Source organism: Ramlibacter pinisoli, assembly GCF_009758015.1.
GTDB classification, from domain to species: domain Bacteria; phylum Pseudomonadota; class Gammaproteobacteria; order Burkholderiales; family Burkholderiaceae_C; genus Ramlibacter; species Ramlibacter pinisoli.
On the sequence record NZ_WSEL01000009.1, the window covers coordinates 44,398 to 58,446 of the forward strand.

At 70.7% G+C, this 14,049-nt stretch carries 8 protein-coding genes; 5 read left to right on the plus strand and 3 right to left on the minus strand.

The annotated features are described in order from the left end of the window. Positions 1-3 precede the first annotated feature (3 nt). The 3 genes from ligA to GON04_RS14735 all read left to right on the plus strand — a co-directional run bounded on the left by ligA (position 4) and on the right by GON04_RS14735 (position 3,531). Positions 4-2,067 carry an NAD-dependent DNA ligase LigA gene (gene ligA, locus GON04_RS14725; protein WP_157398834.1) on the plus strand — a complete coding sequence of 688 codons (2,064 nt, stop codon included), beginning with the start codon at positions 4-6 and terminating at the stop codon, positions 2,065-2,067. A gap of 55 nt (positions 2,068-2,122) precedes the next feature. Beyond that, the gene (def, locus tag GON04_RS14730; protein ID WP_157398835.1) at positions 2,123-2,662 is read left to right on the plus strand and encodes a peptide deformylase; all 540 of its coding nucleotides are present in this window, start codon (positions 2,123-2,125) and stop codon (positions 2,660-2,662) included. A gap of 263 nt (positions 2,663-2,925) precedes the next feature. Further along, the gene (locus tag GON04_RS14735; RefSeq protein ID WP_157398836.1) at positions 2,926-3,531 is read left to right on the plus strand and encodes a hypothetical protein; all 606 of its coding nucleotides are present in this window, start codon (positions 2,926-2,928) and stop codon (positions 3,529-3,531) included. Positions 3,532-3,789: 258 nt separating this feature from the next. Here GON04_RS14735 and GON04_RS14740 read toward each other — a convergent pair whose 3' ends face one another. Then, entirely contained in the window at positions 3,790-6,423 is a 2,634-nt protein-coding gene (locus GON04_RS14740; RefSeq protein WP_157398837.1) for a [protein-PII] uridylyltransferase, read from the minus strand. A 28-nt stretch (positions 6,424-6,451) separates the two neighbouring features. Continuing rightward, positions 6,452-7,255 carry a type I methionyl aminopeptidase gene (gene map / locus GON04_RS14745; RefSeq protein WP_157398838.1) on the minus strand — a complete coding sequence of 268 codons (804 nt, stop codon included), beginning with the start codon at positions 7,253-7,255 and terminating at the stop codon, positions 6,452-6,454. 125 nt (positions 7,256-7,380) lie between these two features. On the opposite strand from map, the gene purL reads away from it, so the two are divergent. Together purL and GON04_RS14755 are read left to right on the plus strand one after the other, a co-directional pair. Continuing rightward, a complete protein-coding gene (gene purL, locus GON04_RS14750) occupies positions 7,381-11,379 on the plus strand; it encodes a phosphoribosylformylglycinamidine synthase (RefSeq protein WP_181653589.1) in 3,999 nt (1,332 codons plus the stop codon). Between the two features lie 53 nt (positions 11,380-11,432). Further along, a complete protein-coding gene (locus tag GON04_RS14755; RefSeq protein ID WP_232533130.1) occupies positions 11,433-12,413 on the plus strand; it encodes a Bug family tripartite tricarboxylate transporter substrate binding protein in 981 nt (326 codons plus the stop codon). A gap of 13 nt (positions 12,414-12,426) precedes the next feature. Here GON04_RS14755 and GON04_RS14760 read toward each other — a convergent pair whose 3' ends face one another. Continuing rightward, complete coding sequence (locus tag GON04_RS14760) at positions 12,427-14,034, minus strand: gamma-glutamyltransferase family protein (RefSeq protein WP_157398839.1); 1,608 nt, start codon at positions 14,032-14,034, stop codon at positions 12,427-12,429. Positions 14,035-14,049: the final 15 nt, after the last annotated feature.

A 14,049-nucleotide genomic window follows, 5' to 3' on the forward strand; every position in this document is an offset into this window, starting at 1 on the left:
ACCATGACTGCCTCCGCCCAGGTGCAGGAGCGCGTGGAGGCGCTGCGCGAGCTGCTGCACCACCACGCCCACCGCTACTACGTGCTCGACGAACCGGAGATCCCCGACGCCGAGTACGACCGGCTGTTCCAGGAACTGCAGGCGCTGGAGGAGCGGCATCCCGAGCTGGCCACGCCCGATTCGCCCACCCGGCGGGTCGGCGGCGCCGTGCTGGACGGCTTCGCCAAGGTGCGCCACAGGGTGCCGATGCTGTCGATCCGCACCGAGACCGACATCGAGGCGAGCGGCGCGCGCAACTTCGACACCCGGGTGCGGCGCGAACTGGGGCTGGCGGCATCGGAGCCGCCGGTGCAGTACGTCGCCGAGCTGAAGTTCGACGGCCTGGCCATCAACCTGCGCTACGAGAACGGCGTGCTGGTGCAGGCCGCCACCCGCGGCGACGGCGAGATCGGCGAGGACGTCACGCAGAACATCCGCGGCATCGGCCAGGTGCCGCTGCGGCTGCCACGCGACGCCCCGGCCGTGCTGGAAGTGCGCGGCGAGGTCTACATGCGGCGCGACGACTTCGAGCGGCTCAATGAGCAGCAGCGCCAGAAGATCGCGGCCGGCCAGAAGAACGAGAAGACCTACGTCAACCCGCGCAACGCCGCGGCCGGCGCGGTGCGCCAGCTCGACCCCGCCATCTCGCGCCAGCGGCCGCTGTCGTTCTTCGCCTACGGCTGGGGCGAGGTCACGCCGGCGGAGCAGGGCGGCCCCGACTTCCACAGCCACTACGAGGCGCTGCTGACGCTGCGCTCCTGGGGATTCCCGGTCTCGGCGCGCACCACGCTGGCCCAGGGCGCCGACGACCTGGTGGCGTTCCACCAGGCCGTGGGCGAAGAGCGCGACCGGCTGCCGTTCGACATCGACGGCGTGGTCTACAAGGTCAACGGCTTTGCGCTGCAAAAGCGCCTGGGCTTCGTCACCCGCGAGCCGCGCTGGGCGGTGGCGCACAAGTACCCGGCCCAAGAGCAGCTGACCACCGTCGAGGCCATCGAGGTGCAGGTGGGGCGCACCGGCAAGCTGACGCCGGTGGCCAAGCTGGCGCCGGTGTTCGTCGGCGGCGTCACGGTCACCAACGCCACGCTGCACAACGAGGACGAGGCCCGCCGCAAGGACGTGCGGGTCGGCGACACGGTCATCGTGCGCCGGGCCGGCGACGTCATCCCCGAGGTGGTGTCCGTCGTGCCCGACAAGCGGGTGCAGGATGCCCCCCAGTTCACGATGCCGCGCCGCTGCCCGGTCTGCGGCAGCGAGGCGGTGCGCGAGGAGGGCGAGGCCGACTACCGTTGCACGGGCGGGCTGTTCTGCGGTGCCCAGCGCAAGCAGGCCCTGCTGCACTTCGCCCAGCGGCGGGCGATGGACATCGAAGGCTTGGGCGAGAAGCTGGTCGACCAGCTGGTCGATGCCGGCGTCGTCAAGACGCTGCCCGACCTGTACCGCCTCGGCCTGGCCAACCTGGTGGCCCTGGAGCGCATGGGCGACAAGTCGGCGCAGAACCTGCTCGCGGGGCTGGAGCAGTCGAAGGCGACGTCCCTGCCGCGGTTCCTCTATTCGCTGGGCGTCCGGCACGTCGGCGAAGCCACGGCACGCGACCTGGCGCGCCACTTCGGCGGGCTGGACGCCATCCTGGACGCCGGTGTCGAGCAGCTGCTGGAGGTGCCGGACGTCGGGCCGGTGGTCGCCGAGAGCATCCACACCTTCTTCGCCCAGCCGCACAACCGCGAGGTCGTCGAGCAGTTGCGTGCCGGCGGCGTGCACTGGGAGGAGGGCGCGCCGGCGGTGCAGGCGCCGCGGCCGCTGGCGGGCCAGACCGTGGTGCTCACCGGCACCCTGCCGACCCTGAGCCGCGACGAGGCCAAGGACCTGCTGGAGGCCGCCGGCGCCAAGGTGGCCGGATCGGTGAGCAAGAAGACCAGCTACGTGGTGGCGGGCGCCGAGGCCGGCAGCAAGCTCGACAAGGCGAGGGAACTCGGGATCCCGGTGCTGGACGAGGACGGCCTGCGGGCCTTGCTGGCTGGCGGCTGACTGCCACGGCGGGGTGGGGCCGGCCGTCGCGGGCGCGGCCGCTATCCTTGCGGGCATGACCGTCCGCGAGATCCTGAAGATGGGCGACCCGCGCCTGCTGCGCGTCGCCCAGCCCGTCCCCGACTTCGACACCGATGCGCTGCACCTGCTGGTGGCCGACATGTTCGACACCATGCGGGCCGTCAACGGCGCCGGCCTGGCCGCGCCGCAGATCGGCGTCGACGTGCAGCTGGTGATCTTCGGCACCGACACGGTCAATCCCCGCTATCCGGACGCGCCGGCCGTGCCGCGCACCGTGCTGCTCAATCCTGTGGTGACCCCGGTCGGCGAGGAAGAGGAGGAGGGCTGGGAAGGCTGCCTGTCGGTGCCCGGCCTGCGTGGGGTCGTGCCGCGCTGGAAAACGATCCGGTACACCGGCTTCGACCCCTTCGGCGATCCGATCGACCGCACGGTGAGCGGCTTCCATGCGCGCGTGGTGCAGCACGAGTGTGACCATCTGATGGGCAAGCTCTACCCGATGCGGGTGCGGGACTTCTCCCGCTTCGGCTACACGGACGTGCTGTTTCCCGACATCGACGCGGCCGAAGACGACTGAGGCCTGCCAGCGACCTCTTTCGACGCCCCGACAGCCGGGGCATTTACCCCACTGTGTAACTGGAAGCTGTCCCCGTCGTGGTGCAAATGTGCAGAGTGCACAGGGAGAACGCTCCAACTGTCCATCGGAAGCTCTACAGCGAGTTGCAAATCCCATCAGATTGAATTGCAGAGCTTCGCCACAGTGCACCCCAGGCGCTGCGATGTGCAGGCCCGCCGTCCACGGAGGACGGGCATTCCAACCAATGATGAAGGGGTCCCTGGATGAATATGGAATTGGCAAGGATGGGCGTGGTCTACCTGCACCTGGTCGCGTGTTGCGTAGCCATCGGTCTGGTGTTCATGAGCGACCTCGACATGGTCAAACGGTTGCTGACGGGCGGTGCAGCGACGCTGGATGAGAAACACCTCGGCGGCCTGCACCAGACGCTGGTCCGGGCGCTGCTGGTGCTGTGGCTGACCGGCTCGGGCCTCGTGGCCATGGACGTCTGGACCAAGGGCGCCGAAATCCTGAACAACCCCAAGCTGCAGTCCAAGATCGCGATCGTCGTCCTGCTCACGATCAACGGGGTGGTGCTGCACCACACCGTGCTGCCGATGCTCAAGCGTGCCGGTGCGCTGATGCGGCTGACGTTCAACCAGCGCATGCTGGCGATCTTCGTCGGTGCCGTCTCGGGCGTGTCCTGGTTCTACGCGGCGATGCTGGGGATCGGCCGTCCGCTGAACTGGAAGTACTCCCTGGGCGAGATCCTGGCGGCCTACCCGGCCCTCATCCTGGCCGGCTTCGTGTCCATGGTCTTCCTGACCGCCTGGTCCCAGTACCGGGCCACCGGCGGCACCCGCGCGTTCCTGCCCGCCCGGGCCTATTGAAGTTGAGCTCCCTCGGGGAAAGGGCCGGTGGCGGCCCCAACCTGGGTTCCACGGCGCCGGCCTCCCCCGGCGCCGTTTTTCATGGCTCCGGCTACCCCGGCGCATCGAGTCACATGCACGGCGTAGGCCGCACCTCCGCCCCGATTCTTGACAGGCGTTGGTTGCCAGTTGGCCGTCCGCTCCCTCTCCCCTCGGGGGAGAGGGATGGGGAGAGGGGGTTCCCTGCCTGGGTCGCGGAACTGCTTGAAGCTTTGGCGCCTATGCCGCCAAGGCTTCAAGCAGTTCAGTCTCTATCTCGATCTGCCGACGGTTCTGCTGGAGCTCCGGTCCGTCCACCAGGAAGGTGTCCTCGACCCGCTCGCCCAGCGTGGTGACCTTGGCGAGCTGCAGGTTGATGTGGTGGCGCGCCAGCACCCGTGCCACCGAATAGAGCAGACCGGCGTGGTCGCTGGCGGAGATGGACAGCAGCCAGCGCTGCGCCTTCTCGTCGGGCGCGAGCTGCACGCGCGGCGCGACCGGGAAGCTGCGCACCCGGCGTGACACCCGGCCCCGGCTGGGCGTGGGCAGCGGGCCGGCGCGGCCGATGGTGCCTTCCAGCTCGGACTCGACCATGCTGATCAGTTCGCGGTAGTGCTCCGGCAGCATGGCGGTCACCACCTGGAAGGTGTCGAGCGCGTAGCCGTTGCGGGCCGTGTGGATGCGGGCATCCAGGATCGAGAAGCTGGCCTGGTCGAAGTAGCCGCAGATGCGGGCGAACAGGTCGGGCTGGTCGGGTGTGTAGACCAGCACCTGCAGGCCTTCGCCCACCGGGGACAGGCGCGCGCGCACCAGGGCGCGCGTGGTGCCGACGTGGCGCGAGACGTGCCGGGTGTGCCAGGCAATCTCGCCGGCGTCGTGGCGCATGAAATAGCCCACGTCCAGCGTGTCCCAGAGCTTCTTGTGGGCCTCGAACGGCAGCGCGAACAGCTGCAGCTGCACCAGCGCATCGCGCTTGCGGGCCTCGATCTCGGCGGCGTTGTCCGGCGCGTGGCCACCCAGGGCCCGCAGCGTCGCCCGGTACAGGTCCTCCAGCAGCTTGCCCTTCCAGGCATTCCAGACCTTGGGGCTGGTGCCGCGGATGTCCGCCACCGTCAGCAGGTACAGCGCCGACAGCCAGCGCTCGTTGCCCACCCGGGCCGCGAAACTGGCGATGACGGCCGGGTCGCCCAGGTCTTCCTTCTGCGCGATGCGGCTCATGGTGAGGTGCTCGCGCACCAGGAATTCGACGAGCTTGCAGTCGCCCGAGTCGATGGCGTGCTGGCGGCAGAAGTGCCGCACCTCCTGCGCGCCCAGCTCCGAATGGTCGCCGCCGCGGCCCTTGGCGATGTCGTGGAACAGGGCTGCGATGTACAGCACGAACGGCTTGTCGAAGCCGGCCGCCAGCTGCGAGCAGAACGGGTACTCGTGCGCATGCTCGGCGATGAAGAAGCGGCGCACGTTGCGCAGCACCATCAGGATGTGCTGGTCCACCGTGAAGACGTGGAACAGGTCGTGCTGCATCTGGCCGACGATGCGCCGGAACACCCACAGGTAGCGGCCCAGCACCGATGTCTGGTTCATCAGGCGCAGCGCATGCGTGATGCCGTTGGGCTGCAGCAGCATCGCCTTGAAGGTGGCGTGGTTCACCGGGTCGTTGCGGAACCGCCCGTCCATCACGTCGCGGGCGTTGTACAGCGCGCGCAGGGTGCGCGCCGACAGGCCCTCGATGCCCACCGTGGTCTGGTACAGCAGGAAGGTCTCGAGGATGGCGTGCGGGTCGCGCTGGTACAGGTCGTCGCTGGCCACCTCCAGCATGCCGGCCTTGTTCAGGAAGCGCGGGTTGATCGGCTCGGCGTGGTGGCCGCTCGGGTTGAGCCGCTCCTCGATGTTCAGCAGCAGGATCTGGTTGAGCTGCGCCACCGCCTTGGCGGCCCAGTAGAAGCGCTTCATCAGCGCCTCGCTGGCGCGCTGCTTCAGGCGGCCGTCGGGGCTGGTCTCGTTGCGGTAGCCGAACGCCTCGGCCACCGCCGTCTGCAGGTCGAACACCAGCCGGTCCTCGCGGCGGCCCGCGATGGCATGCAGGCGGGCGCGGATGAGGCTGAGCACGGCCTCGTTGCGCTGGATCTGCTGCGCCTCCAGCGGCGTCGCCAGCCCGCTGGCGGCCAGATCGTCCCAGCTGTGGCCGAGGCCGGCTGCCTTGGCCACCCACAGGATGACCTGCAGGTCGCGCAGGCCGCCGGGGGATTCCTTGCAGTTGGGCTCCAGGGCGTACGGCGTGTTCTCGAACTTGGTGTGCCGCTGGCGCATCTCCAGCGTCTTGGCGATGAAGAAGGCGCGCGGGTCCAGGGTGGCGCGGAAGCGCTGCTGGAAGTCGGCGAACAGCCGGCGGTCGCCGGCCAGCAGGCGCGACTCGAGCAGCGAGGTCTGCACCGTGACGTCGGCGGCGGCCTGGGTGACGCAGTCGCCGACAGTGCGCACGCTGGAGCCGATCTCCAGGCCGGTGTCCCAGCAGCGGCCGATGAAGCCTTCCAGGCGCTGCTTGAGCGCGTCGTCGCCGTCGGCGTGGGTGCCATCGGGCATCAGCAGCAGGACGTCGACGTCGGAATGCGGGAACAGCTCGCCGCGCCCGTAGCCGCCCACCGCCACCAGGGCGAAGCCGGGCGGGAGATCGCCGGACCGCCACAGCTCGCGCAGCGTGGCATCGACGTGGCGGGCGAGGCGGCGCAGGATGGCGCCGATGGAGCGGGTGGGGTTGCCCTGGCGCAGGAGCGAGGCGTTGACGGCGGCCTTGCGCGCCTTGAGCTGATCGCGCAGCACGGTGACCGAGGCCGCCGTGGCGGCCGGGGTGTCGATGGCAGCCGGGTCGGCACTCATGTCGGGGGTCGCCGCGCGCCGGCGCGGCTCAGGCGTTGACGAAGGGCGGCGGAGGCGGGCTGCCGGCCGACAGGGTCATCACCTCGTAGCCGGTCTCGGTGACCAGCACCGTGTGCTCCCACTGGGCCGACAGCGAATGGTCCTTGGTGACGATGGTCCAGCCGTCGCTGCCGAACTCCTTCACTTCCTTGCGGCCGGCGTTGATCATGGGCTCGATCGTGAAGGTCATGCCGGGCTTGAGTTCTTCCAGCGTGCCGGGCTTGCCGTAGTGCAGCACCTGCGGCTCCTCGTGGAAGTTGCGCCCGATGCCGTGGCCGCAGAACTCGCGCACCACCGAGAAGCCGTTCTTCTCGGCGAACTGCTGGATGGCGAAGCCGATGTCGCCCAGCCGGATGCCCGGCTTGACGCGCATGATGCCGTGCCACATGGCGTCGTAGGTCAGGTTGACCAGGCGCTTGGCCGCGATGGACACCTCGCCGACCGTGAACATGCGGCTGGTGTCGCCGAACCAACCGTCCTTGATGACGGTGACGTCGACGTTGACGATGTCGCCCTTCTTCAGCGGCTTGTCGTTCGGGATGCCGTGGCACACCACGTGGTTGACCGAGGTGCACAGCGAGGCCGGGTAGGGCGGGTAGCCGGGCGGCTGGTAGCCCAGCGTGGCGGAGACCGAACCCTGCTTCTTCATGCACTCGGCGGCGAGCCGGTCGATCTCACGCGTGGTGATGCCGGGCTTGATGTGGGGCGTGAGGTAGTCCAGCACCTCGGCGGCCAGCCGGCCGGCGGTGCGCATGCCCTGGATGCCGTCGGCGTCCTTCAACGTGATGCTCATGGACCCGATTATCCCAGACCCCCTGCGCCGGCGCAGCCGACGCGACCGTGCCCGGTAAAATCCCGGGTTTCCGCGCGCGCCCCAGTCAGCGGCCCGCGCTCCAGGTTCCCACCACAGGTTTCACAGTGACCCCGCACATCACCGAGTTCGAGGGCGGCCGTGCCCTCAGCGCGTTCCGCGTCCAGCAATTGCTTCCCGCGCTGCAGGCCGTCCACGAGAAGGTCAGCGGTGTCTCCGCCCGCTTCGTGCACTTCGCCGCCTGGGACCATGCACCGTCGGAGGCCGAGCGCGAGCGCCTGGCCGCGCTGCTGACCTACGGCGAGCCGTTCGACGGCGACACGGCCGGCGAGCTCTTCGTCGTCACGCCCCGCCTGGGCACCGTCTCGCCCTGGGCCTCCAAGGCGAGCGACATCGCCCACAACTGCGGCCTGGCCGTGCGGCGCGTCGAGCGCGCCGTCGAGTACCGCGTCCAGCTCAAGGGCGGCCTGCTGGGCGGCAAGGCCGCGCTGTCGGCGGCCCAGCGGGAGGCCATCGCCGGACTGCTGCACGACCGCATGACCGAAAGCGTGCTGGACGGCCTCGCCGGTGCCCACCGGCTGTTCTCCGAGCTCGACCCGCAGCCGATGGAAGCCGTCGACGTGCTCGGCGGCGGCCGCGCGGCGCTGGAGCGGGCCAACACCCAGTTTGGGCTGGCGCTCGCCGACGACGAGATCGACTACCTGGAGGCGGCTTTCCGCGGCCTGGGGCGCAACCCCACCGACGTCGAACTGATGATGTTCGCCCAGGCCAACAGCGAGCACTGCCGGCACAAGATCTTCAACGCCGACTTCACCATCGACGGCCAGAAGCAGCCGGCCAGCCTGTTCGGCATGATCCGGCACACCCACAAGACCCATCCCCAGCACACCGTCATCGCCTATTCGGACAACGCCGCGGTGATGGAGGGCTCGCCGGTCGAGGCCTTCCTGCCGGCGCGCGGCGACGCCCCGGCGGCCTACCAGCGCCGCGAGGCGCTGCACCACGTGCTGATGAAGGTGGAGACGCACAACCACCCGACCGCCATCTCGCCGTTCCCGGGCGCCTCCACCGGCGCCGGCGGCGAGATCCGCGACGAGGGCGCCACCGGCCGCGGCGCCCGGCCCAAGGCCGGCCTCACCGGCTTCTCGGTGTCGCGCCTGTGGGACAGTCCGAACGGCCGGCCCGCCCACATCGCCAGCCCGCTGCAGATCATGACGGAGGGGCCGCTGGGCGGCGCCGCCTTCAACAACGAGTTCGGCCGGCCGGCCCTGGGCGGCTACTTCCGCGCCTACGAGCAGACCGTCGACGGCGTGGTGCGCGGCTACCACAAGCCCATCATGATCGCGGGCGGCCTGGGCAGCATCGACGCCGGGCTCACCTCCAAGATCCAGTTCCCGGCCGGCACCCTGCTAGTGCAGCTGGGCGGTCCCGGCATGCGCATCGGCATGGGCGGCGGCGCGGCCAGCTCCATGGCCACGGGCGCCAACGCGGCCGAGCTCGACTTCGACTCGGTCCAGCGCGGCAACCCCGAGATCGAGCGTCGCGCGCAGGAGGTCATCAACCACTGCTGGTCGCTGGGAGCCGGCAACCCCATCCTGGCGATCCACGACGTGGGCGCCGGCGGCCTGTCCAACGCCTTCCCGGAGCTCACCAACGATGCCGGCCGCGGTGCCCGCTTCGACCTGCGCAAGATCCCGCTCGAGGAAACCGGCCTGGCGCCCAAGGAGATCTGGTGCAACGAGAGCCAGGAGCGCTACGTGCTGGCCATCGCGCCGGCGTCGCTCGAGCAGTTCCGCGCCTTCTGCGAGCGCGAGCGCTGCCCGTTCGCGGTGGTGGGCGTGGCGACCGACGAGCGCCAGCTCGTCCTGGGTGAAGCGGAAGGGGCGAGCGCTGCGCGGGACGCCACCGCCGCGGTCGACATGCCGATGGAAGTGCTGCTGGGCAAGGCGCCCAAGATGCACCGCGACGTGCGCAGCGTGCGGCGCGAGGTGCCGCCGATCGACCTCGACGGGGTCGAGCTGGAGGCCGCGGCGATCAACGTGCTGGCCCATCCCACCGTGGCCTCCAAGCGCTTCCTCGTCACCATCGGCGACCGCACCGTGGGTGGGCTGTCGCACCGCGACCAGATGGTCGGTCCGTGGCAGGTGCCGGTGGCCGATTGCGCGGTGACGCTGGCCGACTTCCGCGGCTTCGCCGGCGAGGCGATGAGCATGGGCGAGCGCACGCCGTTGGCCGCCATCCACCCGGCGGCGTCGGGCCGCATGGCCGTGGCCGAAGCCATCACCAACCTGCTGGCGGCCCCGATCGAGCTGCCGCGCGTCAAGCTGTCGGCCAACTGGATGGCCGCCTGCGGCGAGGCCGGCGAGGACGCCGCGCTGTACGAGACCGTGAAGGCGGTCGGCATGGAGCTGTGCCCGGCGCTGGGCATCTCGATCCCGGTGGGCAAGGACAGCCTGTCGATGCGCACCCAGTGGACCGACGGCGGCACGCAGAAGAAGGTCACCTCGCCGGTCAGCCTGGTGGTCAGCGCGTTCGCCACCCTGGCCGACGTGCGGGGCACGCTCACGCCGCAACTCGACGCCACCACCGACGACACCACGCTGGTGCTGGTCGACCTGGGCAAGGGCCGGCACCGCATGGGCGGCAGCATCCTGGCCCAGGTGCTGGACCAGCCTGGCGGCGAGGTGCCCGACCTGGACGATCCGCAGGACCTGGTGCGCCTGGTCGAGGCCGTCAATGCGCTGCGGGCCCAGGGCCGGCTGCTGGCCTACCACGACCGCAGCGACGGCGGCCTGTTCGCAGCCGCCTGCGAGATGGCCTTCGCCGGCCACGTGGGTGTGAGCCTCAACGTCGACCTGCTCGTGACCGAGGGCGACGGCATCAGCGACAGCCGGGCCGATTTCGGCGACGCCAAGAACTGGGCCAGCCAGGTCGCCCCGCGCCGCAACGAGCTCACGCTCAAGGCGCTGTTCAACGAGGAACTGGGCGTGCTGCTGCAGGTGCGCACCGCCGAACGCAACGAGGTCATGCAGGTGCTGCGCGAGCACGGCCTGTCCCGCTTCAGCCACTTCGTCGGCAAGACCCGCCCGCCGTCGTCGGCGCTCGATGTCGGCAAGGGCCAGGTGCAGGTCTGGCGCGACACCAAGGCGGTGTTCAGCGCCAGCCTGTCCGACCTGCACCAGGTCTGGGACAGCGTCAGCTGGAAGATCTGCCAGAAGCGCGACAACCCCGCCTGCGCCGACCAGGAACATGCCGCCGCCGGCGACGCCGCCGATCCGGGCCTGCAATTCGCGCCGGCCTTCGACCCGGCCGAGGACGTGGCAGCGCCGTTCCTGAACCTGGCCCGTCCGCGCGTGGCCATCCTGCGCGAGCAGGGCGTCAATTCGCACGTCGAGATGGCCTACTGCTTCGACACCGCGGGCTTCGAGGCGGTCGACGTCCACATGACCGACCTGCAGGCCGGGCGCGCCCGCCTCGACGACTTCAAGGGCGTGGTGGCGTGCGGCGGCTTCAGCTACGGCGACACGCTAGGTGCGGGCATCGGCTGGGCGCGCAGCATCACCTTCAACCCGCGCCTGTCCGAGCAGTTCCAGGCCTTCTTCGGCCGCGCCGACACCTTCACGCTGGGCGTGTGCAACGGCTGCCAGATGCTGGCCGAGCTGGCCGACATCATCCCCGGCGCGCAGGCCTGGCCGCGCTTCACGACCAACCGCAGCGAACGCTACGAGGCCCGGCTGTCGCAGGTGGAAGTGCTGGAGTCGCCCAGCCTGTTCTTCGCCGGCATGGCTGGCAGCCGCCTGCCCATCGTGGTGGCGCACGGCGAGGGCTACGCCAACTTCGCCCACCGGGGCGACCCGGCGAAGGCGATCGCGGCGATGCGCTTCACGGACCATCACGGCCAGCCCACCGAGACCTACCCGCTGAACCCGAACGGCAGCCCCGGTGGCCTGACGGCAGTGACCACGGCCGACGGCCGCTTCACGGCCATGATGCCGCACGCCGAACGCGTCTTCCGCAACATCCAGATGAGCTGGACCGGCGGCGACCCCAGCGCCAGCAGCCCCTGGCTGCGCATCTGGCGCAACGCGCGGCGCTGGGTGGGCTGACGCGGGAGCCACGCGGCCTCGCGCGGGGCTGCGGCTGTGCCACCATGGCGGCTATGCCACAGCCATTGCGCCGTTCCCTCCTGCTGGCCGCCTGCGCCGGTGCCCTGATGCCGGGCCTGCCCGCAGCCCAGTCCGCCTATCCGTCGCGGCCGGTGCGCCTGGTCGTGCCGTTTCCTGCCGGCGGCGCCACCGACGTGCTGGCGCGCGCCATCACGCTGCAGGCCGCCAACCGGCTGGGCCAGGCCATCGTCATCGACAACAAGCCCGGCGCCGGCGGCACGATCGGCTCCGACCTGGTGGCCAAGGCCGACCCGGACGGCTACACGCTGCTCATCGCCACCGGCAGCACGCACTCGGTCGCCGTGGTGACGAACCCGCGCCTGCCTTACAAGGTGGAGCAGGATTTCGTTCCGGTCGTGGACGTGGCCCGCACCAGTGCGGTGATGGTGGTGCCGACCTCCCTGCCGGCGGCCAACCTGCGCGAGTTCATTGCGCTGGCCAAGGCCCGGCCGGGGCGCCTGAACTTCGGCTCCAGCGGCAATGGCACCAACAGCCACCTGGCGGGGGAGCTGTTCAAGGCCCAGGCCGGCGTGTTCATGACCCACATCTCGTACCGCGGCACCGGCCTGGTGTTCAACGACATGGTGTCGGGCCAGGTGCACATGCTGATGGACAACTACGTCACCTCGCAGGGCCACATCCGCGACGGCAAGTTGCGCGCCATCGGCGTCACCAGCCTGCAGCGGCTCCCGTTCGCGCCCGACATCCCGACCCTGCACGAGCAGGGGCTGGCGAACTTCGACGTGAGCAACTGGTTCGGGATCTACGCGCCGCGCGGCACGCCGGGCGACGTGGTGGCGCGCGTCAACACTGCCTTCAACGAGGCCCTGCGCGACCCCGAGCTGCAGAAGCGCCTGGGGCTGCTGGGCGCCACCGCCACCGGCGGCACGCCGCAGCAGATGGCCGCCATGGTGGCGGCCGACACGGCGCGCTGGCGCCGGCTCATCACCGAGCGCAAGCTGGTCGTCGACTGAGCGACAGCCCTGCTCAGAACCCCACCGGCCAGCCGTCCTTGCGGTGGTCGGAAGCGGCGATGTAGCCGTTGGCGGTCTTGAGGGCGAGCTGGGCCGAGCCGAACTCGGTCTCGAACCGCGCCGCCACCGACACCTCGTGGCCTCGCGCGCGCAGGCCCTCGATGGCGTCGGCCGGGAAGTTCCACTCGACCGCCACGGTGTGGTTGTCGTCCCGCACCCGCCAGCGCGGCGCATCGCTGGCCGCCTGCGGGTTCAGGCCGTGGCAGGCGATGCGCGCCGCCACCTGCACGTGTCCCTGGGCCTGCATCGAGCCGCCCATCACGCCGAAGGCCAGCAGCGGCTGGCCGTCGCGGGTGAGGAAGCCCGGGATGATGGTGTGGAACGGCCGCTTGCCGGGCGCCACCTGGTTGGGGTGCCCGGGCTGCAGCGTGAAGCCCCAGCCGCGGTTGTGCAGGGCGATGCCGGTGTCCGGCACCACCACGCCGGAGCCGAAGCCCTTGAAGTTGGACTGGATGAACGAGACCATCATCCCGCGCTGGTCGGCGGCGGTGAGGTAGACCGTGCCGCCGCTGTGCGGCGAGCCGGGGCGAGCCGGCGCGGCGCGGTCCGGGTCGATGAGCCGGGCGCGGCCAGCCAGGTAGGCGGGCGCGAGCAGGTCGGCCGCGGTGACGGCACGCATCGCCTCGGGGTCGGCCACGTAGGCCTGCAGGTCGGCGAAGGCCAGCTTCATGGCCTCGATCTGCAGGTGGTGCCACAGCGCGCTGTCCAGGCCCGCAGAAGGCAGGTCCAGGTGCTCCAGCATGCCCAGCGCCATCAGCGCGCCGATGCCCTGGCCGCTGGGGCCGATCTCGTGCAGCTCGACGCCCTGGAATCGCACCGACAGCGGCTGCACCCAGTCGCAGCGGTGCTCGGCCAGGTCCTGCTCGTCGAGCAGGCCGCCGGTGGCGCGGGCGTGGTCGGCGATGGCGCGCGCCAGCCGGCCGCGATAGAAGTCGTCGCCCTTGCTCGCGGCGATGCTTTCCAGCGTGGCGGCCTGGCCGGGGCAGATGAACAGCTCGCCAGTCGCCGGCGCCTCGCCGCCCGGTGCAAAGGCTTCGCGGAAGCCGGGCTGGGCCAGCAGCTCGGGCACCTGGGCCTGCCACTGGCGGCGCACCGTCGGCGAGACCAGGAAGCCCTCCCGGGCGTAACGCAGGGCGGGTTCGAACAGCTCGGCGAAGGGCACCGTGCCGAAGCGGTCGGACAGGGCGCGCCAGGCCGAGACGGTGCCCGGCACGGTGACCGAGTCCCAGCCGCGCGGCGGCATGGCCTGGTAGCGGGCGAAGTGCTCCGTCGTCCAGCGGCGCGGCGCGCGGCCCGAGGCATTGAGGCCGTGCAGGCGCTGGCCGTCCCAGATGATGGCGAAGGCGTCGCCGCCGATGCCGTTCATGCAGGGTTCGACCACGGTGAGCGTGATGGCGGTGGCCAGCGCCGCATCGACCGCGTTGCCGCCGCGCGCCAGCATGAGGGCGCCGGCGGCCGAGGCGAGCGGCTGCGAGGTGCTGACCACGTTGCGGGCCAGCAGCGGCATGCGCTGCGAGGTGTAGGGGAAGTCCCAGAAACCGGGCGGGCTGGATGTCGTCATTCGTCCTTCAGATGC